22 protein-coding genes are annotated in these 20,151 nt (G+C 59.6%); 15 read left to right on the top strand and 7 right to left on the bottom strand.

Going from position 1 to position 20,151, the window contains the following annotated elements; translation table 11 throughout:
* Positions 1 to 4 precede the first annotated feature (4 nt).
* Positions 5 to 625 (bottom strand): Crp/Fnr family transcriptional regulator, encoded by a 621-nt coding sequence (locus SWE17_RS01865; RefSeq protein WP_322991438.1) that lies wholly within the window; start codon positions 623 to 625, stop codon positions 5 to 7.
* A 48-nt stretch (positions 626 to 673) separates the two neighbouring features.
* Between SWE17_RS01865 and SWE17_RS01860 the strand changes: the two genes are divergently transcribed.
* Both SWE17_RS01860 and SWE17_RS01855 read left to right on the top strand, forming a co-directional pair.
* Positions 674 to 1,426 (top strand): DUF4395 domain-containing protein, encoded by a 753-nt coding sequence (locus SWE17_RS01860; protein ID WP_322991437.1) that lies wholly within the window; start codon positions 674 to 676, stop codon positions 1,424 to 1,426.
* 12 nt (positions 1,427 to 1,438) lie between these two features.
* Complete coding sequence (locus SWE17_RS01855; RefSeq protein ID WP_322991436.1) at positions 1,439 to 1,717, top strand: heavy metal-associated domain-containing protein; 279 nt, start codon at positions 1,439 to 1,441, stop codon at positions 1,715 to 1,717.
* Between the two features lie 58 nt (positions 1,718 to 1,775).
* On the opposite strand, the gene SWE17_RS01850 is transcribed toward SWE17_RS01855, so the two are convergent.
* On the bottom strand, positions 1,776 to 3,179 hold the full coding sequence (locus tag SWE17_RS01850) for an ATP-binding protein (RefSeq protein ID WP_322991435.1): 1,404 nt from the start codon (positions 3,177 to 3,179) through the stop codon (positions 1,776 to 1,778).
* Positions 3,176 to 3,913: a response regulator gene (locus SWE17_RS01845; RefSeq protein WP_322991434.1), complete on the bottom strand. Its 738-nt coding sequence runs from the start codon at positions 3,911 to 3,913 to the stop codon at positions 3,176 to 3,178. Before SWE17_RS01845 ends, SWE17_RS01850 begins: the two co-directional genes overlap by 4 nt.
* Positions 3,914 to 4,099: 186 nt before the next feature.
* Here SWE17_RS01845 and SWE17_RS01840 point away from each other — a divergent pair, with 186 nt between their 5' ends.
* On the top strand, positions 4,100 to 4,624 hold the full coding sequence (locus tag SWE17_RS01840; RefSeq protein ID WP_322991433.1) for a Spy/CpxP family protein refolding chaperone: 525 nt from the start codon (positions 4,100 to 4,102) through the stop codon (positions 4,622 to 4,624).
* Here SWE17_RS01840 and SWE17_RS01835 read toward each other — a convergent pair.
* Positions 4,621 to 5,235: a hypothetical protein gene (locus SWE17_RS01835; RefSeq protein WP_322991432.1), complete on the bottom strand. Its 615-nt coding sequence runs from the start codon at positions 5,233 to 5,235 to the stop codon at positions 4,621 to 4,623. The genes SWE17_RS01840 and SWE17_RS01835 overlap by 4 nt on opposite strands.
* 166 nt (positions 5,236 to 5,401) lie before the next feature.
* On the opposite strand from SWE17_RS01835, the gene phaP reads away from it, so the two are divergent.
* The 3 genes from phaP to SWE17_RS01820 all read left to right on the top strand — a co-directional run bounded on the left by phaP (position 5,402) and on the right by SWE17_RS01820 (position 8,084).
* The gene (phaP, locus tag SWE17_RS01830) at positions 5,402 to 5,959 is read left to right on the top strand and encodes a TIGR01841 family phasin (RefSeq protein ID WP_100118334.1); all 558 of its coding nucleotides are present in this window, start codon (positions 5,402 to 5,404) and stop codon (positions 5,957 to 5,959) included.
* Between the two features lie 88 nt (positions 5,960 to 6,047).
* Positions 6,048 to 6,836, top strand: coding sequence for an enoyl-CoA hydratase/isomerase family protein (locus SWE17_RS01825; protein ID WP_322991431.1), 789 nt, complete (start codon positions 6,048 to 6,050; stop codon positions 6,834 to 6,836).
* Positions 6,837 to 6,884: 48 nt separating this feature from the next.
* Positions 6,885 to 8,084 (top strand): hypothetical protein, encoded by a 1,200-nt coding sequence (locus tag SWE17_RS01820; protein WP_322991430.1) that lies wholly within the window; start codon positions 6,885 to 6,887, stop codon positions 8,082 to 8,084.
* Between the two features lie 28 nt (positions 8,085 to 8,112).
* Here SWE17_RS01820 and SWE17_RS01815 read toward each other — a convergent pair whose 3' ends face one another.
* Complete coding sequence (locus SWE17_RS01815) at positions 8,113 to 8,955, bottom strand: DMT family transporter (protein WP_322991691.1); 843 nt, start codon at positions 8,953 to 8,955, stop codon at positions 8,113 to 8,115.
* 185 nt (positions 8,956 to 9,140) lie between these two features.
* Here SWE17_RS01815 and yajC point away from each other — a divergent pair, with 185 nt between their 5' ends.
* The 3 genes from yajC to secF are packed head-to-tail and all read left to right on the top strand — an operon-like array spanning position 9,141 to position 12,362.
* Positions 9,141 to 9,473: a preprotein translocase subunit YajC gene (yajC, locus tag SWE17_RS01810; RefSeq protein WP_100118060.1), complete on the top strand. Its 333-nt coding sequence runs from the start codon at positions 9,141 to 9,143 to the stop codon at positions 9,471 to 9,473.
* 45 nt (positions 9,474 to 9,518) lie between these two features.
* The gene (secD, locus tag SWE17_RS01805) at positions 9,519 to 11,399 is read left to right on the top strand and encodes a protein translocase subunit SecD (RefSeq protein WP_322991429.1); all 1,881 of its coding nucleotides are present in this window, start codon (positions 9,519 to 9,521) and stop codon (positions 11,397 to 11,399) included.
* Positions 11,400 to 11,411: 12 nt separating this feature from the next.
* Positions 11,412 to 12,362, top strand: a complete 951-nt coding sequence (gene secF / locus SWE17_RS01800; protein WP_322991428.1) for a protein translocase subunit SecF — start codon at positions 11,412 to 11,414, stop codon at positions 12,360 to 12,362.
* Positions 12,363 to 12,462: 100 nt separating this feature from the next.
* Here secF and dprA read toward each other — a convergent pair whose 3' ends face one another.
* Complete coding sequence (gene dprA, locus SWE17_RS01795; RefSeq protein WP_322991427.1) at positions 12,463 to 13,620, bottom strand: DNA-processing protein DprA; 1,158 nt, start codon at positions 13,618 to 13,620, stop codon at positions 12,463 to 12,465.
* A gap of 105 nt (positions 13,621 to 13,725) precedes the next feature.
* Positions 13,726 to 14,454 (bottom strand): phosphatase PAP2 family protein, encoded by a 729-nt coding sequence (locus SWE17_RS01790; RefSeq protein WP_322991426.1) that lies wholly within the window; start codon positions 14,452 to 14,454, stop codon positions 13,726 to 13,728.
* Between the two features lie 223 nt (positions 14,455 to 14,677).
* On the opposite strand from SWE17_RS01790, the gene SWE17_RS01785 reads away from it, so the two are divergent.
* The 6 genes from SWE17_RS01785 to SWE17_RS01760 all read left to right on the top strand — a co-directional run.
* The gene (locus tag SWE17_RS01785; RefSeq protein ID WP_322991425.1) at positions 14,678 to 16,330 is read left to right on the top strand and encodes a phosphoethanolamine--lipid A transferase; all 1,653 of its coding nucleotides are present in this window, start codon (positions 14,678 to 14,680) and stop codon (positions 16,328 to 16,330) included.
* Positions 16,331 to 16,421: 91 nt separating this feature from the next.
* The gene (gene def / locus SWE17_RS01780) at positions 16,422 to 16,928 is read left to right on the top strand and encodes a peptide deformylase (RefSeq protein ID WP_322991424.1); all 507 of its coding nucleotides are present in this window, start codon (positions 16,422 to 16,424) and stop codon (positions 16,926 to 16,928) included.
* Positions 16,929 to 16,933: 5 nt separating this feature from the next.
* The gene (gene fmt / locus SWE17_RS01775) at positions 16,934 to 17,908 is read left to right on the top strand and encodes a methionyl-tRNA formyltransferase (RefSeq protein ID WP_322991423.1); all 975 of its coding nucleotides are present in this window, start codon (positions 16,934 to 16,936) and stop codon (positions 17,906 to 17,908) included.
* Positions 17,908 to 18,639 carry an AzlC family ABC transporter permease gene (locus SWE17_RS01770; RefSeq protein WP_322991422.1) on the top strand — a complete coding sequence of 244 codons (732 nt, stop codon included), beginning with the start codon at positions 17,908 to 17,910 and terminating at the stop codon, positions 18,637 to 18,639. Before fmt ends, SWE17_RS01770 begins: the two co-directional genes overlap by 1 nt.
* The gene (locus tag SWE17_RS01765; RefSeq protein WP_322991421.1) at positions 18,636 to 18,971 is read left to right on the top strand and encodes an AzlD domain-containing protein; all 336 of its coding nucleotides are present in this window, start codon (positions 18,636 to 18,638) and stop codon (positions 18,969 to 18,971) included. Before SWE17_RS01770 ends, SWE17_RS01765 begins: the two co-directional genes overlap by 4 nt.
* A gap of 106 nt (positions 18,972 to 19,077) precedes the next feature.
* The coding region (locus SWE17_RS01760) for a phosphoglycerate kinase (RefSeq protein WP_322991420.1) at positions 19,078 to 20,151 on the top strand (1,074 nt) is incomplete at its 3' end.

Here is a 20,151-nt window from a genome sequence, read left to right as displayed (position 1 = left end):
CAGCTTATTTGCGCGTGTTGTGGGGCTTCAAACACAACCGCTCAGGCTCGCGCAGCACCAAGCCCGCGTCCACCATGTCGGCCAAGGCGCGGTAGAGCGCTTCGTGGCTCACACCCAGTTCGGCGGCCAGCGATTTGTAGCCCGCGGTCACGGCGCAGCAGCCGCCCGTGCCTTCGGTCTCTAGCCAGTGCAGCACCCGCGCTTGCACGCCCTTGAGGTTCAGGCGTTCGCACTGCAAGCGCAAGCGGCGCACCTCTTGGTTGAGCATGGCGATCCAGCGCAGGGCAAAGGTGGGGTCGTCGGTGAGGGCTTGCAAGAGCGCGGGCACCGGCACGCGGGTGATGCGCGCGTCCAACACCACCACGGCGTCGCAGTGGTAACGCGGCGACTGCAAGCTGGCCTCACTCACAAAGCCTTGGTGCGTGCGCTGCAGCACCACACTGCTGCCGTTGGCCGCCACACGTTCCAGCACCACTTGGCCTGCATGGACCCAAAACAAATAGCGTGGCTGTTGGCCTGTCGTGAACAGTTTTTCACCTTTGCGCAGCTGCAGCGCCTCGCAGTCTGCCAAGACGGCCGGGGGCAAGAGGTCGAGCAAGCGCTGATCGGAGTGTGTGGTGTTCATGTGATTGAAATCATATGTGAATGCACCGCCGCGCCGCATACTGCCCGCATGAAAACCCCATTTTTCGCCTTTGGCCAAACCCTGCCCGATTACGCAGTGCCCGTGTTCAACGAACGTGCGGTGCGCGCCAGCGCCGGGATTTTGTTCGTCATGGCCTTCGCCGCGTTCGCGCAAGCCTTGCTGCTGGGCCAATTCCAAACCACGCAGGTGTTTGTGGTGGCCTTTGTGATCGAGTTCGGCATTCGCCTCTTCGTCAACCCGCGCTGGGCCCCGGCCATGATCATCGGCCAGTGGGTCGTGCGCGGCCAGGAGCCCGAATACGTGGGGGCGCCGCAAAAGCGCTTTGCCTGGGGCATTGGCTTGGCACTGGGTCTGTTGATGATGTATTTGCTGGTGATCGAGCACAGCATTGGGCCGATCAACATGCTGGTGTGTGGCACCTGTTTGCTGTTGATGTTTTTTGAAACCGCGTTTGGTATTTGCATCGGCTGCAAGCTGCACAACTGGCTGCGCCCCGAGCAAGCCCAGATGTGCCCCGGCGGTACTTGCCGCTACACACCGCCTGCTGGCGCGGGCGGCCACTGCGGCCAAGCCTTGGTGCTGGTGTGTTTTGTGGCGCTGATGGTGGCGGTGGCGGGCTGGGTCTTAGAAGGCCCCGCGTTGCGCGGCATGCACCACCCGGCCATGCACGGCACACCGAGCCAGCCCACGGCCAGTGAAGAAGAGCGCTGCCGTGTGCCTGAGTTCGCCAAGGCCATGGGCCACGAAACGATTTGGAAACAACACAACGGCTGTCTTTGAAAGGACCCCACCATGACTTCACTGATTTTTGACGTCGAAAACATCAAATGCGGCGGTTGCGAAAACTCTATCCGCAAAGGCCTGAACAGCATCGCGGGCGTGAGCGAGGTGCAGATCGACCGCGAGCAGCAACGCATCACGCTCTTGGCCCATGAGGCTGAGCGCAGCGCCATTGCCGACAAACTGCGCAGCATGGGCTACCCCGAACAAGGTTCGGTGGCCGGTTTTCAGTCGGGCTTGGCGCAGGCCAAGTCGATGGTCAGCTGCGCGATCGGCAAGGTCAGCGCTTAAGCCCGTTCAAGTCTGGTCCGACTAAGCTTTGCTGATAGGCTTGCTGTTCACTGAATGCTTAATGCGGCGCACTGAGCGTCACACTCAATCCGCCTTCAGGGCGGTTGGCCAATATCAGACTCCCACCCATCGCCGTCATGAGGTTCAGTGCGATGGACAAGCCCAAGCCCGTGCCGCCGGTTTGTCGGTTGCGGGAACTTTCTTGGCGTACAAATGGTTGCAACACCGTTTTTAAATCGGACTCCGGCAAGCCTGGTCCTTCATCGGTTACTACGATACACCAGTGGTCAGATTGTTGGGGGTCTTTGCAAGACAAGTGCACTGTAGCTCGTTGGCCGTAGGAGATGGCGTTATGCACCACATTGCCCAGCACGCGTCGCAGTGCGGCCACATCGGTCTTGACCAAGCAGTCCTTGTCTGTGCCCTTCACCTGTACTTCCCAGCCCAGGTCTTCCCACTCACTGAGTTGGGTCTGCAAGAGTTGATTCAAATGAACCGGCTGGCGCTGGGGTTGAGCATGCCAACTCCGAGCCAGTGCCAGGCCGTCGTGCACCAGGTCTTGCATTTCACTCAGGTCGGCTTGCATGCGCTGGCGCAGTGAATCGTCGTTAACCCACTCGGTTTTGAGGCGCAAACGCGTCAAGGGTGTTTGCAAGTCGTGTGCAATGGCGGCGAGGACCTGCGTTTGCTGAGCCATATGCCGCTGCAATTGAGTTTGCATGTGGTTGAAGGCTTGTGCGGCTTGGCGTACTTCTGTGGGCCCACTGTCGGGCAGTGGTGCACGGTTTGGGTGGGCGGCCAAGTCCAAAGCGGCTTGGGTCATGCGCTTGAGTGGACGTGTGGCGTAAATGACCGCAAGCCAGGACAAAAAGGCCAAGCCCACAATCACTGTCAGCATCACCAAGCCCCAAGGTGCGCGTCCACCCAGGCCGGGGATGCTCATGGCTTCGAGTTGGGGAGAGGCGGGTAATCTGGCATACACCAGGGCGTCATCGGCCAACTTCAGAGACACCCAAGCCTGTTCTCTTGCCGGCTTGACGCGGTGAGCCTCGGCATCTGTTTCAGGGTCATGTTGGCGTACCACCATCAGATGTCGAACGCGTGGTTGGCGCGGCGCCAACTCTTGTTCTAAGTACTTGGCGAGGGAGCGAACGTGGGGTGGTAGCGGTGTTTCGTTGGGTGTCCAGGTTGCGGGTGGTTCGAGACGCCAGCGTGCACGGCGTTTGTCCCTGTCTTGCATCCACTGGGCGCGTTGGCCTGGGCTTAAGGTATCGAGCCAGTCGGCCGACGCCGCTAACTCTTGAGTCACCCGGGTGTGCCACACCACTTGGCCGCGCACCATGCGTTCATCTAGCGCCAGCCAGGCCGCAGCGGCCAGCACCAGAGCCAAGCCCATCAACCACACCCACAACAAACGCGCAAACAGGCTTTGTGGCCAGATTTTTTGGAGCACAGCATTCATTCGGCTTGTACCTCGGTGGCCAGTACATAACCTTCGCTGCGAACGGTCTTGATCAGGCCAATTGTGCGGGCAGGTTCGCCCAAGCGCAAACGCAGGCGGCTGATGAGCAAATCAATGGATCGGTCAAATGCATCGGCCGTTCGGCCTTGGGTGAGTTCGAGCAATTGGTCGCGTGAGAGCACCTTGTTGGCATGTTGCAGCAAGACGTGCAAGACGCGGTATTCGCCAGAGGTCAACACTAAAAGCACGCCATCAGGATTGCGCACCTGACGTGTCACAGCGTCCAGCGTGTAACCGGAAAATCGCCAAAACATGGCGTCCGTGGCGCTTTGTAAATTGCCTGGCAAGGCACGCGAGCGGCGCAGAATGGCACGGATGCGGGCCAACAATTCTCGAGGTACAAATGGTTTGCCCAAGTAATCATCGGCCCCCATCTCGAGGCCCAAGATGCGGTCAGCATCCTCGGTACGGGCTGTGAGCATGAGGATGGGCAAGGCGGCATGCGGGCTACCTTGGGCGCGCAAGTCCCGGCAAATGGTCAGACCGTCTTCGCTGGGCATCATCACATCCAGCACCAACAAGTCCACACGCTGGGACTGCAGCAGATGACGCATCTCACGGCCATTCGCCGCAGTACTGCAATGCACACCGTTTTGCTCAAGGTATTGCGCGGTCAATTGACGAATTTCAGGGTCGTCATCGACCATCAAAACATGGTCTGGGGTGTAAGTCATGCCTGCATGATACGGGTGACCCTCAGGGGTTTTTGTATCAAAACATGTCTGCATCCTGTTCAGACACATGCGCTTGCAAATTGCTGGGCTTCAGACACCTTTTTCCGATGCGGTCGCCGTTCAATACACCTATCTGACATCCGTCAGAGACCGCGTCAGCGGGATATAACCTTCAAGGAGTCTGAAATGAACAAACGAATGATCTGGATGTTGTCGGCTGCTTTGCTCAGTGCTGCCAGCATGACGGCCACCGCCTCCGAGCACGGCATGCACAAGCACCATGAGTACCGCAGCAGCAACAAGCACAACGGTGGCCAAGGTGCAGTGGTTCAACTTGCCAAACTGGAGGACGCTCTGAAACTGGAGGATGCACAGCGCCCAGCTTGGAACGTTTTTGCCAAAGACATCAAGGACTTGGCCTTGGCCCGTGAGAAAGAGCATGAGTCCATGCGCGAAGCCATGAAGAAATTCAAGGACACCCAAGCCGTGGGTGCGATCGAGCGCATAGAGGCGATGAGTCAAAAGTTGAAGATCCACCAAACGCGTTTGACCCAAATGAAACAAGCCGCACAAGGCTTGATGACTCAACTGAACCCCACTCAGCAATCAGTTTTCAACGCTGAATGGGTGAACTTGATGGGGCAAGATGGACGGCAACAGCACCGTCGCCATTGGGGACACAAAGACCCTCGCGAGTCGCGCAAAAGTTAAATGTGTTGGTTTGGCCCCCGAACCACATCTGCATAAGCTTGGCGCGTTTCGGGGCTGACCGCTATGAGCGCTTGCTCGTAGCGGGTCTGGTGCTGGGCCAGCATGCGGGCCGAGGCGATGGTTTTGGATTTGCAAAACCAATGGCAGCTGTGCTGCATCAAAAACATCTCGCCCATCATTTGGAAAGAGCGGTCTTTGGGGGGCAGTCCATGAAGGTTGTTCACTGCGCGCTCAATGCCGTGGGCATGCACCTCCAGCAGTCGGCGCATGTCGAATGTGAATCGGGGTGAGAGTTGGTCGATGTAGGGAATCGCCAGCTTGAAGCCTCGCGTGGGTGGGGCGCTCAGTTTGGCAAACTCCCGCGCCAGGTTTTGGAACTCGTGGGCCATTTGCTTTTCTGCTTGTTCTTGCAGTTCCAATATTTGCAGTTGCCGCTCGGGGTCGGATTCACCCAGCGCCCGCATGTAGGCGCTGGTCAGTTGTTCCATGTGTTTTTCTATCTGGTAAGGACGCAATTGCTCGGCCAACAGGGCAGTGCGTTGGCGCTGGCCCCGGGTGTTGAGCCAGTGGATGCCCGTGGCCAATAAAAACAGCAGACTGAGAAATTCCATAAATCCAGTTTTCTTGGCCGAGATGGCCTTTGCGGCAAGTGTAGTGAGTTGGTGCCCCCGTACCCAATTGGAGAGCTGACTCTAAAGTGCGGGTTTTCCCTTGCTTGTGGTCCGGCATGCTGTTCAAATTGCTGCATTGCAACAAAAACTCTCCAAGGAACACACCATGAACTTCAATGCTGACCAATTCGCCGCCACCCAAAAAGCCAACCTGTCCGCTGCTGCTGACCTGTCGCAAACCGCATTTGCCGGTTTCGAGCGTTTGGTTGAGCTGAACATGGCTGCTGGCAAAGCCGCTGTGGGCGAGTCTTTCGCCAACATGCAAGCCCTGATGGGTGCCAAGTCCCCTCAAGACCTGATGGCTGTTCAAGCCGCTTTGGTGCAGCCTGCCTTCGAAAAGTCGGTGTCTTACGGCCGTCACTTGGCTGACATCGCCAACAGCACCAGCGCCGTGTTCACCAAAGCTGCCGAAGGCAAAATGGCCGAATCCGAGCAAGCCGTCAAAAGCTTGGTCGAAAACAGCCTGAAAAACGCACCAGCCGGTTCTGACGCCGCTGTGGCCGTGATCAAAACTGCTTTCGAAGCTGGCCAAACAGCCGCTGAAACCCTGAAAAAAGTGGCCAAGCAAGCTGCTGAAACCGCCGAGTCCAACCTCAAGGCCGCAACTGCCCAAGCCGAAGCTTCGGTGAAGTCCGCCATGTCCAAGGCCAAAGCCAAGGCTTGAGCTTTGCCTCCATGAGCCGGTCCTGAACGGGGCCAGCTTTCTACAATCAGGGTGTCTTCGGGCACCCTTTTTGTTTTGGATTCCACACATGTCATCCGTCCTTGCGCAAGCTTCAGCCCCCGTTTTGCAGATCGAAAGCGGCGTGGCCTCGATCACCTTGAACCGCCCTGCCCAGCGCAACCGCCTGGAAAACGGCGACCTCAAGACATTGCTGGCGCACTTTGAAACCATCGAGCACGACCCCACTGTGCGCGTGCTGGTGCTGACCGCCAACACGGCGGGTCAGCCCAAGCCTGTGTTTTGCGCGGGTTACGACATCGGCGGATTTGACGAACCGGGTCATGGCGCCACTTTCTTTGAAGAAATTCCCGATACCTTGGCCAAGCTGCGCCCGGTGACGATTTGCGCCTTGAACGGCAGCGTGTACGGCGGGGCCACCGATGTGGTATTGGCCTGCGACCTGCGCATCGGTCTGCAAGGCATTGAGTGGCGCATGCCCGCCACGGCGCTGGGCTTGCATTACTACCCCAGTGGTTTGCAGCGTTATGTGAGTCGCTTCGGTTTGGCGGCGGCCAAACGGGCGTTTTTGACTGCGCGGCCATTCACAGCCCAGCAACTGGATGCGCTGGGCTTGTTCGAGGCATTGGTGGGGCCAGAGGATTGGGTGCAGGCGCAGCAAGCCTTGTTGCAAGACATCTTGGCCTTGGCGCCCTTGGCCGTGCAAGAAACCAAAAAATCATTGAATGAGATCGCGGGCGGTGCCATGGACGAAACCCTACTGCGCGAGCGCGAACACATGACCAGCTGCAGCGCCGACTTTGCGGAAGGACGTGCGGCGTTTGCCCAGCGGCGTGCGCCAGTTTTTGTGGGGCGCTGAAGAGGGGCGCTATCAAGAAGCTGCACTTCAAGCCGATTCATCTCAGTCATGCAAACACATTCCACTTTCCGCTGCACTCCGAAAGCCTTTGGCTTGGCCATCCTATTGTCGTGCGGGTTGGTCTTTGTGGGTTGGGCGCAGGCTGGGCAATACCGTTTGTTGGCTGAGAAGTCCAATGCGGTGGTGGTGGCTGCGCGGGTGCAAAACGCCGAGCAGCATTGCAATCTGGAAATTTCTATTCAGGGCCAAGCCACTTTGGAGCGAGAGGTGCGAGCGCCTTACTTTGAGGCCCGCATCGACATCACGCCTCAGGATGTGGAGTCCGTCACCGTGACTTGGCGCGGCAAGTCCAAGCGCGTCAACGATGAGATCGTCAATGCGTGCCCGACCCAAGGCCGCACGCAGTTTCAGGTGATGGATGACAACGTGGCCTTGCGTGCTTCGTGGCTCAGTGGTTTTGCTGCCATGGGGCAGGCCAAGGCCGAGTGCGTGCGCACGGCGCTGCAAATGGACCGGGTGCGCTACGAGTGGTTCGACGTGAATGACAAAGAATCCAGCCCCGAGGATTGGAAAATCCAGCGTGCCATGGGGCAGTGCGATGCCTTCTTGTCGCAGAAAAAAGCGTGGGGCGAGCAAAACCCCAAGAGCTTTCCTTGCGTCCAATCTGGTGTGAAGACGCGCTGCGAGGGCTTCTACAGCGTGACCGAAAACGGAAAAACCAGGCCCATCAGCGCGGATGAGGCCATTCGCCGCCAGTTGGACAAGCTGCCGTGGGGCACGGGCGTGAGGGAAACCTCTGGGGCCAAAGTGGCCCGCCAAAAACAGGAGCAAGCCCTGAAGGACCAGCAACTGGCCCAAGAGCAAGCCAAACTGAAGGCGGAGTTAGAGGCCAGGGAGCGCGAAGAGCAAATGGCCAAAGAAGCCATTGCCGCCCAAGCCCGCGAGCGCAAAGCCAAGGCCGAGGCCGACTACGCCAGGCGCTTGCAGGAACTGGAACGCCGGGAACAAGAGCGCCTGGAAAAGCGCAGCTGGCTGCTCAAACAGCTGGAAAAACTCAAGAGCGACCCCAAGGCTGACGCCAAGTCAGATGGGAAGGGCGATGGCAAGGGCGATGCCAAATCAGACGCCAAGTCAGATGGAAAGACCGATGCCAAGCCAGAAGTGAAGGCAGAGGCCAAGGCAGAAGAGGTCAAGCCGCCAGCGCCTGCTGCTCCTGAGTCCAAAGCGGAAGAGCCCAAGCCGAAGTAAGGGCAGCCGCTCCGAAGGGGCTAGTCGCCTAAACAGAGCTGGAATTAGAGCGCCCCGCCGACCAGGCGGTGCCCATGGAGGCGGCCATCACCATGGCAATGGCCAGCCCCTGAAAAAGCGTCAAGTTTTCGGCCAGCACCAACCACCCGGCCAAGGCACCCACGGCGGGCTCCAGGCTGAGCAAAATGCTGAAGGTGTTTTTGGGCAGGTGCTTGAGCGCGAACATCTCGAGGGCATAAGGCACGGCACTCGACAAAAGCGCCACGGCCAAACCAGCGGCCAGCCATTGTGGGTCGAGCAAGGTGCTGCCTGCATGTGCAATGCCAATGGGGGCCACCACCAAGGCGGCGGCCAACATGCCCAGTGGGGTGGCCATGCTGCCGTAGCGCTTGGCCACACGGTGACCAAACACGATGTAAAGCGCCCAGCAAACGCCCGCCGCCAATGCGAAAGCCATGCCGCGTGGGTCGAGTGCTGCAGCGGCGTCTGCGCCAGGCAAAGGCAACAACAAGCCCAGACCCAAAGCGGCCATCGCCACCCACAACCAATCACTGGCTTTTTTCGAAGTCCACACCGCCACCGCCAGTGGCCCGGTGAACTCGATGGCGATCGCGACGCCAAAGGGGATGGTTTTGATGGCGCTGTAAAACAGCAAGTTCATGATGCCCAGCGTCACGCCGTACAGTCCCAACGGCAATGCGTCGCTCCACTCCCAGCGGCGACGCCAAGGGCGAAACACCGCCATCAGCATCACGGTGGCGAAAACCAGACGGTAAGCGGTGGTGCCCTCAGGCCCCAAGGCAGGGAACAGGCTTTTGGCGAACGAAGTGCCGATGGCCAGAGAAGTCAAGCTGCTCAACAAGGCCAACATGGCCCACAAACGCAAATTCAAGGGGGTGTCTCTTTCCGAAGAGGCGGGTTCTACAAGGGTACTTCCCGGCATGGCAAAAGGCTTTTAGAACTCATCATAGCGCCGCATACAATGGCGGCTTCGTTCGCGCGGCACAGTGTTTGTGCGCCGATAGGTCCAGATTTATCCCCCTTTGTGGAGTTTTCATGTTCATTTCTTCCGCTTTTGCCCAAACTGCTCCTGCCGCTGCTGCAGGTGGCGACATGCAGTCCACCCTGATGAGCATGCTGCCTTTGTTGCTGATGTTTGCGGTTTTGTACTTTGTGATGATTCGTCCTCAGATGAAAAAGCAAAAAGAGCACCGCGCCATGATCGACGCCTTGGCCAAGGGCGACGAGGTCGTGACTGCCGGCGGTTTCTTGGGCAAAGTCAGCAAGTTGGGTGAGGCCTATGTGGGCGTGGAATTGGCCACGGGTGTGGAAGTGCAAATGCAGCGCAGCGCTGTGGTGCAAGTGTTGCCCAAAGGCACCATCAAGTAAGTTGTCGCTGATTCACCCTGTACGTCACCCTGCACGCGAGTCAATATGAACCGTTATCCGGTATGGAAGTACGCGATCCTCGTGATCGCCATGTTGCTGGGGGTGGTTTACACCCTGCCCAACTTTTTTGGTGAAGCCCCTGCGGTTCAGGTGTCTTCGAGCAAGGCGACCATCAAGGTGGACACTTCGACACTGCAAAAGGTCGAGGATGCACTCAAAACGGCTGCGGTGAATGCCCAAACGATTTCGCTGGAAGGCGGCTCGATCCGGGCCCGCTTTCAAAGCACCGACGAACAGCTGAAAGCCAAAGATGCCATCCAGAAGGCGTTGACGCCCGAAGGCGCAGACCCACAGTTTGTGGTGGCACTCAATTTGGTGTCGCGCTCACCCGCTTGGTTAACCGCTTTGCACGCCTCGCCCATGTATTTGGGTTTGGACTTGCGCGGTGGTGTGCACTTCATGCTGCAAGTGGACATGCAAGCGGCGCTGACGCAAAAGGTGGAGTCCATCACGGGTGACCTGCGCAGCCTGCTGCGCGAAAAAGACGTGCGTCACGGCGGCATCAGCCGCAATGGCCAAAGCATCGAAATTCGCCTGCGCGATGCGAAACAGCTCGAAGCCGCCAAACGCGTGTTGTCTGAGCAATTTGCCGACTTGCAAGCGCAAGAAGCAGCCGATGGCAGCGAGTTCCGCTTGACGGCCAGCATCAAACCCGAAGCCGCACGCAAAGTGCAAGAGCAGGCTTTGAAGCAAAACATCACCACGCTGCACAACCGGATTAACGAGCTGGGCGTGGCCGAGCCGGTGATTCAGCAGCAGGGCTTGGACCGCATTGTGGTGCAGTTGCCTGGCGTGCAAGACACGGCCAAGGCCAAAGACATTTTGGGCCGCACCGCCACGCTGGAAGTGCGCATGGTGGACGAGAGTACCGAAGCGCGTGCGGCTGAGCAGGCTGGCGGCATCGTGCCCTTTGGCGCCGAGCGTTACTTGGAGCGCGATGGCCGCCCCTTGATTGTCAAGAAGCAAGTTGTGCTCACAGGCGACAACCTGACCGACGCCCAGCCGGGCTTTGACGGCCAGACGCAGGAACCCGTGGTCAACCTGACGCTTGACGCCAAGGGCGCCCGCATCTTCAAGGATGTGACGCGCGACAACGTCGGCAAGCGCATGGCCATCATCTTGTTCGAAAAGGGCAAGGGCGAAGTGGTCACCGCCCCCGTGATCCGCGCCGAAATCGGCGGCGGTCGTGTGCAAATTTCGGGCCGCATGACCACTGCCGAAGCCAACGACACCGCGCTGCTGCTGCGCGCAGGTTCGCTGGCCGCGCCCATGGAAATCATCGAAGAGCGCACCATTGGCCCGAGCCTGGGCGCTGAAAACATTGCCAAGGGCTTCAACAGCGTGACCTGGGGTTTCCTGGTGATCGTGGCCTTCATGGTCATTTACTACGCCATGTTCGGTTTGTTCTCAGGCATCGCCTTGGGTGTGAACCTGTTGTTCTTGGTGGCCATTTTGTCGATGCTGCAAGCGACATTGACCTTACCCGGTATGGCTGCGATGGCGCTCGCTTTAGGTATGGCCATTGACTCGAACGTGCTGATCAACGAGCGCGTGCGTGAAGAGCTGCGCAACGGCGTGAGCCCGCAGGCCGCCATTCATGCCGGTTACGACCGCGCCTGGGCCACGATTTTTGACTCCAACATCACCACCTTGATTGCGGGTGTGGCCTTGCTGGCCTTTGGTTCCGGCCCGGTGCGTGGCTTTGCGGTGGTGCACTGCATCGGCATTTTGACGAGCATGTTCTCGGCGGTGTTCTTCTCGCGTGGCTTGGTCAACCTCTGGTACGGCGGCAAGAAAAAACTCAAATCGGTTTCGATCGGCACCGTGTGGCGGCCTGAGGCTGGCACCGCGGTGAAAGCCGACTAAGGGGAAAAGACCATGGAATTGTTCAAAATCAGAAAAGACATTCCGTTCATGAAGCACGCGTTGGTCTTCAACGTGATCTCCTTCGTGACGTTTGCCTTGGCGGTCTTCTTCTTGTTCAGCCGGGGCCTGCACCTGTCGGTGGAGTTCACGGGCGGCACCTTGATGGAGGTGAGCTACAGCCAGCCCGCCGACCTGCAAAAGGTGCGCGGCACGGTGAGCACGCTGGGCTTTTCAGAAGTGCAGGTGCAGAACTTCGGCTCTGCACGCGACGTGATGATCCGTTTGCCTGCGCAAAAAGGCGTGAGTTCGGCCCAGCAAAGCGAAAAAGTCTTGTCGGCCCTCAAAGCCAACGACCCCGATGTGACTCTGCGCCGCACCGAGTTCGTCGGCCCGCAAGTCGGCGATGAGCTGGCCGAAGACGGCCTCAAGGCCCTGGCCTTCGTGGTGGTCGGCATCATGATTTATCTGGCGATCCGCTTTGAGTGGAAGTTTGCCGTCTCGGCCATCATCGCCAACTTGCACGACGTGATCATCATCTTGGGCTTCTTCGCCTTCTTCCAGTGGGAGTTTTCACTGGCGGTGTTGGCGGCGGTGCTGGCAGTGCTGGGTTACTCGGTCAACGAATCTGTGGTGATTTTTGATCGGATTCGCGAGAACTTCCGCCGCTACCGCAAGATGAACACCGTGGAGATCATCGACAACGCGATCACCTCCACCATCAGCCGCACCATCATCACGCACGGCTCGACCCAGATCATGGTGTTGTCCATGCTGCTGTTCGGTGGCGAAACCTTGCACTACTTTGCCATGGCGCTGACCATCGGCATCTTGTTTGGTATTTACTCGTCGGTGTTTGTGGCCGCCGCCATTGCCATGTGGCTGGGCTTGCAACGTGAAGACCTGATCAAGCCGCTCAAGAAAGACATCGATCCGAACGACGAGAATTCGGGCGCGGTCGTCTGACCGACCGTGATAAAAAAAGGGCCCCTTGTGGCCCTTTTTTCTTGTCAACGCGCCTTGTGGGAGGCCGCACCTGCGGCCGAAGGTGGTTGCCCATCGCGCACTAAGCAGACCCCATCCGCTGAAACAGCCCACCGGGCAAGCGAGCCACTTGGCCCAGCAATTCGAGCTCCAACAATTGGGCTTGCAGACGGGCCGTGGGCAGTCCGCAGCGGGCTTGCAGGGCGTCCAGACTCACCGGGTCATGGCCAAGTGCGGTCAGCAGTTCGTCTTCGGGCAAGTCTTCGATTGTTGACGTGAAAGCCAGCTGCACCTGCGCCACATGGCCTGGCCAATGCAACTCCTCCAGAACATCTTGTGCCGACTCGACCAGCTTGGCGCCTTGCTTGATGAGCAGGTGACAGCCCTTGGACTGGGTGGCATGGATCGAGCCGGGGATGGCCATGACGTCGCGGCCTTGCTCCAGGGCTTGTTTGGCCGTGATGAGCGAGCCCGACTGCAAGGCCGCTTCGACCACCAAGGTGGCTTGAGACAGCCCCGATATCAAGCGGTTGCGGCGCGGAAAATTGGGCGCCAGCGGCGGTGTCCCCAAGGGGTATTCGCTGAGGATGATCCCCCGCTGGACAATCTGGTGCGCCAGATCGCGGTGCTGGCGGGGATAGACCCGGTCCAGGCCTGTGCCCACCACGGCGATGGTGGGCAGTGCCCCGCCCCATCCGAGGACCGCCGCTCCCAGCAGGGCCCCTTCATGGGCTGCGCCGTCGACACCCAGCGCCAAACCCGAGACGATGGTCAGACCGCTCGTGGCCAAGCTGCGTGCGAATTCGCGGGCATTGATGAGGCCTTGGGGCGTGGGGTTGCGGCTGCCCACCATGGCCACGCTTTGCCCGATGTCCAGCTGGCGCAGCGCACCGATTTGCCCCAAGGCATAGAGCATCAGCGGTGGGTCTGGAATTTCCAGCAAGGCGGCGGGGTAGTCGGGGTCACCCAAGGTGATCAGGGCGCGTGCAATGCCCGGCTCCGTGGACGCCTGCAGCCAGCGCCAAGTGTCCTCACTCAATTCGCGCCAGCCCGGGGGCGCTTCACACAGCGCTTGGGCTTGCAGGGCCGAGACGACTTGGCGCAAGGCAGTTTCGGTTTGTTCAAAGATGGCGCTGGGCTGCCCCCAAGCGGCCAGCAAGCGCCGTGCCGTTTCGGGCCCCACGCCGGGGGTCAGTGCCAGGCGCAACCAAGACGCCAGCTCTTCGGGTGTGTTCACCATCATGTCTCCCTGTGCAGCCTTTGAGGCTGTCTGTGGAGGCATTGTGGGCCAAATGGGATGCCTTGCCTAGCTGTGGCGTGCGTGCAAAATCTTCAGGCCATGACCTCAAGATGCAAGGGCTGCACGCCGCGTGACGACCCATCCAAAGACGAAATGATTGGCCAAAACCACGGTCCAGCAGATGAAGCCTGTCCACAGGGTGTGACTGGGGAAATGGGCACCTCTGAGTGTCTGGGTCAAGCCCAGCAACAAACCCATTCCCAAAACAAGCCCCAAAATGCGGAGTCCCGTTTTCCGCTGGGCTCTTGAATCCGATACCAGCCAAGGCAACGCCAATCCAAGAAAAGCGAAAGCGGATGACACATGTCCCCCGGGGAAGCATCGGCCCGAGCCCCCATCTGCCAACCCCCACAGCCAGTGAGAAACATGAGCAGCCGGACCTCCGAAGACCTGCAACTCCCAGGGGCAGCTGGTCAGACTGAAACTTTTGAGTGTGCTGATGGCGATCAGGCTCAGCGTGGTGCCCACCACGATTTCCGAACGTTGCCAGCGTGTCAGTTGGCGGAGCATGCTTTGCGGCCACCTGACCATCACCAGCAGGCTTAAATAAACCAGGATCGCCAACTGTTTGGCGCGAGTGTGCAAAACGGTTTCCAGCCACCAGTTGTCACGAAGTTTGAAGCCTTGGCTGTCCGCAAGTGCCTGCATCACGCTCATGTCGAGACCTGAAAAATCCCAAGCCAACAAGCACATCAGCGTGACCCAAGTGATCAACCCTAAACGACGGGTTGGCGACAAATCGCCTAGCGGGGCATACCGGTGTGCAGGGCTCATGGGAGAAAACTCAATGTGACAAATGGGTCTGTTGCTTGGGCGTCAAGCTGTCAAGGGCACTGCAATAACAGCCCGGCATCAATAGATCAGCGCTGACTGTAAGCGTGTTTGACCCAAAAAAAATCCCCAGACGTAATGAAGTCAGCATTTGAGAGGTGCTTCAGCGCCTGTTCATCTGCCCTGTCTAGAATCGAGCCCATTTGTATCTTGAGGCACCCACGTCATGAACCTTCTTACTCCGCGCACAGCGTGGCACCCCACGCGTTTGTTGGCGGTCCTGGTTTTGTGGCTGGCGACGGTCGGGAATTTGCCATTCTGGATGGCGATCTGGCAATTGCCCGAAACCCAAGGCATGCGTGCGCTGAGCACTGTGGGCAGCTTGTGGGTGATCTTGTTGGCATTGCTGGGTTGGTTTCTGAGCTTGTGGGTCTGGCCCCGGTGGCTCAAGCCTGCAGGTTTGGCGATGCTGGTCACCGTGACGTCCAGCAGCTACTTCATGCTGACCTACGGTGTGGTCATCGATTCCAGCATGCTGGCCAATGTGGTGCAGACCGATGTGCGCGAAGTGCGCGATTTGTTGTCTTGGCCCATGTTGGCGGCGGTGATGGTGGGTGTGGTTTTGCCGGGGGTGTGGCTTTGGCGCCAGCCGATCCGATCGGTGCCGGCCAGGTCTTTGGTCGGCCGACAACTGGGTGTGGGCTTGGTGGCATTTTTGGTGGCCTTGGGTGTGTTCTGGATGTCGTTCCAAGACATTGCCTCCCTCACCCGCAACCACAAGCAGCTGCGCTACATGATCAACCCGTTCAACAGCTTGTACGCGGTGACCTTGTTGACGGTGGGACAAGCCGCGCAGGCCACCAAGCCTTTGCAGGCCATCGGAGAAGACGCCAAGTTGCTCCAGACGCCGACCAACGAGGCCAACGCGCCCTTGGTGGTTTTGATTTTGGGCGAGACGGCCCGCGCAGCCAATTTTGGTCTGGGTGGCTACGCCAGAGACACCACGCCCCAGCTGCGCCAACTGCAGTCGCAGGGTGACTTGGTCTATTTTTCGGACGTCAAGTCGTGTGGCACCAGCACCCAAGCCTCGGTGCCTTGCATGTTTTCACATCTGGGCAAAACAGCCTATGAGAGCAGCAAAGACCGTTACGAGAGCGTGTTGGATGTTTTGCAGCGTGCCGGTTTGGCGGTGCTGTGGCTAGACAACCAGTCGGGCTGCAAAGGGGTGTGCGACCGGGTGCCGAATGTGGCCACGACCGCGCTGAAGGTGCCTGAGTACTGCACCAGTGGCGAATGCCTCGACGAGGTCATGCTGCACGAGTTGCCCAAGCAACTGGCGGCCTTGGACCCTGCCAAACGGGCCCAAGGCACGGTGGTGGTGATGCACCAGATGGGCAGCCACGGCCCGGCTTACTACAAGCGCTCGCCCACTGCCATGAAGCCCTTCCAACCCGAGTGCAGCAGCCATGCCTTGCAAAATTGCCCTCCTGAGCAAATCGTCAATGCGTACGACAACTCGATCGTCTACACCGACCATTTCATTGCCAAAACGGTGAAGTGGCTGCAAACCCAGTCACGCCCCACAGCGCTCATGTACCTCTCCGATCATGGTGAGTCCTTGGGCGAGAAGGGCCTGTATTTGCATGGCATGCCGTACAGCCTGGCCCCCAAAGAGCAGACCCATGTGCCCATGCTGGTGTGGTTGTCCAAACCCCTTCAAAGGGAACGCCATTGGGGCATGAATTGCTTGCAAGCCCAAAGTGCCAAGCCTCTGTCGCACGACCACCTCTTTCACTCGGTGCTGGGTTTGGCGCAGGTCAGCACCCAGCTGGCCAAGCCGGAGTTGAACCTCTTTTCGGCTTGTGCTGCCGGGCGCTGAACCTCAACCCAGGCCCTGTGCGCCCTGCTGGCGGCAGGCGCTTCAGAAATTGGGGACAATACAGCCCTGAATTCATCATTGTTTTGACGCCATGGCCCTGCTCCCTATTCTTTGCTACCCCGATCCTCGCCTGCACAAGGTGGCCAAACCTGTGCAGGTGGTGGATGCACGCGTGCACGCTTTGATCGACGACATGCTGGAAACCATGTACGACGCCAGCGGCATTGGTTTGGCGGCGACGCAGATCGATGTGCATGAGCGCTTGGTGGTGATCGATACCTCCGAAGAGCGCAACCAGCCCTTGGTGCTGATCAACCCCGAAATCACTTGGATGAACGAGGAACGCGTCAAGGGCGAAGAGGGTTGCCTGTCGGTGCCCGGCATTTACGATGGGGTGGAGCGGGCCACGAAAGTCAAGGTGACCGCCTTGGACCGTGACGGGACAAGCCGCCACATTGACGCTGAAGGCATGTTGGCCATTTGCATTCAACACGAACTGGACCACCTGATGGGCAAGGTGTTTGTGGAGTACCTCTCCCCACTCAAGCAAGGTCGAATCAAGACCAAACTGATCAAAGCCCAAAAAGCAGAGCGCTGAACCGGATGCGCTTGATTTTTGCGGGCACGCCCGAATTTGCCCAGATGGCCCTCGTTGCCCTGCATGCAGCAGGTCACGAGATCGTGTTGGTGCTGACCCAACCCGATCGGCCCGCCGGGCGCGGCATGAAGTTGCTGCCCTCCCCCGTTAAACAATGGGCTTTGGACAATTCTGTGCCCGTGGCCCAGCCACGCAGCCTGCGACTGGATGGCAAGTACCCCGAAGACGCCGCAGCGGCCCGTCAAACCCTCCTGGACGCCAAGGCGGACGCCATGATCGTAGCCGCCTACGGCTTGATCCTGCCGCAGTGGGTGCTGGACTTGCCGCCCCGGGGTTGCCTGAACATCCACGCTTCTTTGTTGCCGCGCTGGCGCGGTGCGGCGCCGATTCACCGTGCCATTGAGGCGGGCGACACGCAAACCGGCATCACCATCATGCAGATGGATGCGGGCTTGGACACGGGTGACATGCTGTTGGTCTTGCCTTGCGATATATCGGCTAACGACACCACTGCCGTGCTGCATGACCGCCTGGCCAATCTGGGTGGGCAAGCCATCGTGCGTGCCCTGGCCAGTTTGGACAAGTTGCCCCGACAGTCCCAGCCCTTGGACGGCGTGAACTACGCGCACAAGATCGACAAAGCCGAAGCTGCGCTCGACTGGGCCTTGAGTGCCGAAGTGCTGGCGCGGCGCATCCGCGCCTTTGACCCGTTTCCGGGCATGACCGTGCCGCTGGTCACCGCCTCGGGTGTGGAAACCCTCAAGCTCTGGCAAGCCGTGGCAGAGGCGGCCGAGAACACTGCCGCAAATGCGGCCCAACCCGGTACCGTGCTCAGCGCCGATGCGTCTGGCGTGCGCGTGGCCTGCGGTGAGGGTCAGCTGTGCTTGACGCAGTTGCAGCGTCCCGGCGGCAAGCGCTTGGGTGCGGCCGACTTTTTGCGCGGCTGCCCCTTGCAGCCCGGGCAGCTGTTGGTGGCTTGATGTTTTTCCGACCCACGCTCTACCGCCGCGCCGAGTTCTGGCAAGGCCTGCGCGACCTGGCCCCGCAAGCGCCTGGCGTGGCGGCATGGGGTCTGATGACCGGGGTGGCCATGGTCAAGTCGGGCATGAGCGTGTTCGAGGCCGTGGCCATGACCATGCTGGTGTTCGCGGGCAGCTCTCAGCTGGCGGCCATTCCACTGCTGGTAGCCGGGGCGCCAGCTTGGGTGATTTTGGCGACCGGTTTTTGTGTGAACCTGCGCTTTGTGGTGTTCAGCCTGCACCTGCGGCCGTATCTGATGCACCTGCCGCGCTGGCAGCGCATGTGCCACGGCTACTTCACCGCCGACATCAGTTATGTGTTGTTCACACGGCACTATCCGCAGCCCGGTGTCAGCGATAGCGAGCGCACAGGGCAAGAGGCCTATTTGGCGGGCAACTACTTCTTGAACTGGTGCAGCTGGATCGTGGCCAGTTTGCTGGGCATCGGCTTGGCCAATCTCATCCCACCCGAATGGGGTTTGGGTTTTGCAGGTATCTTGTGCTTACTGGGCATCCAGTGTTCTCTGGCCAGCTCGCGCATGCGCATTTTGTCCGCGGCCGTGGCTGGCGCAGCGGCTGTCGCTGCCTACCACTTGCCGCTCAAGCTCAACATTGTGGTGGCGATTGCCGTAGCGGTGATCCTCTGCCTGACGGTCGAGAAAATCCGGCCTGCACCGCAGGTGGCGGCATGAACGGCACCGATCTGTGGTCATTGGGCGTGATCGTTGGCTTGGCCGTGGTCACGGTGGTGGCGCGCAGTTTCTTTTTTATCTCCAGCCAGTCCTGGCAACTGCCTCATTGGGCCCAGCGTGGTTTGCAGTACGCACCCATTGCCGCGCTGTCAGCTGTGGTCATTCCGGAAATCATCACTGTGCAGGGTGAACTGGTCAGCACATGGCAAGACGCCCGCCTTTATGCGGCTGCAGTAGGGGTAGCGGCTTACTTTTGGCGGCGCGACGTGCTGATCACCATCCTTGCAGGCATGGCGGTTTATCTGCCTTTGCATTTGGGTTGGGGCTGGTAAGTCCAACTCAGGGGTTGTTCGGCGTTCGTACCCGCACAACGTCAGCCCTTGTCAGGCCGGGCTTTTAAAATGGATGTGAATTGATCCATCCACCTTTCCTCACACCATGAACGTCATCCGTTTTTCTGATCTGTGCGCCAGCGGCAAAGCTGCGGGCCAACGTGTCTTCATCCGTGCCGACTTGAACGTGCCGCAAGCCGATGACGGCAGCATCACCGAAGACACCCGCGTCCGCGCCAGCGTGCCTTGCATCCAGATGGCGCTGGACGCTGGCGCTGCCGTGATGGTGACGTCCCATTTGGGGCGCCCCACTGAGGGCGAGTTCAAGCCCGAAGACTCGCTGGCCCCCGTGGCCAAGCGCTTGGGCGAGTTGCTGGGCCGCGAAGTGCCGCTGGTCGCCAACTGGGTGGACGGCGTGACCGTCGCTCCCGGCCAAGTGGTGCTGCTCGAAAACTGCCGCGTCAACAAAGGCGAAAAGAAGAACAACGAAGACTTGGCCCGTAAGATGGCCCAGCTGTGCGACATCTACGTGAACGACGCCTTTGGCACCGCCCACCGCACCGAAGGCACCACCTATGGCATCGCCCAGTTCGCCCCCATCGCCTGCGCTGGCCCCTTGCTGGCCGCCGAGATCGACGCCATTGGCAAGGCCTTGGCCAACCCGAAGCGCCCTCTGGCCGCCATCGTGGCGGGCAGCAAAGTCAGCACCAAGCTGACCATCTTGAAGAGCCTTTCGCAAAACGTGGACCAGCTCATCGTGGGTGGCGGTATTGCCAACACCTTCATGCTGGCTGCGGGTCTGAAGATCGGCAAGAGCTTGGCCGAAGCTGACTTGGTGGGTGAGGCCAAAGCCGTGATCGAAGCCATGAAGGCCCGTGGCGCTGAAGTGCCGATCCCGACCGATGTGGTGGTGGCCAAAACTTTTGCAGCCGATGCCGTGGCCACGGTGAAGAAAGCCACCGAGGTGGCTGACGACGACATGATTTTGGACATTGGCCCCGAGACGGCTGCCAAGCTGGCCGCGCAGCTCAAGCAGGCAGGCACCATTGTGTGGAACGGCCCGGTGGGCGTGTTCGAGTTTGCGGCCTTCGAAAACGGCACCAAGGTGATTGCCCAGGCGATTGCCGAGTCCAGCGCCTTCAGCATTGCAGGCGGTGGTGACACACTGGCCGCGATTGCC

The sequence above is a fragment of the Limnohabitans sp. genome, assembly GCF_034680285.1.
GTDB lineage: Bacteria > Pseudomonadota > Gammaproteobacteria > Burkholderiales > Burkholderiaceae_C > Limnohabitans_A.
The sequence above is the reverse complement of the archived record's forward strand: the minus strand, read 5'-3'. Positions and strand labels throughout refer to the sequence as shown.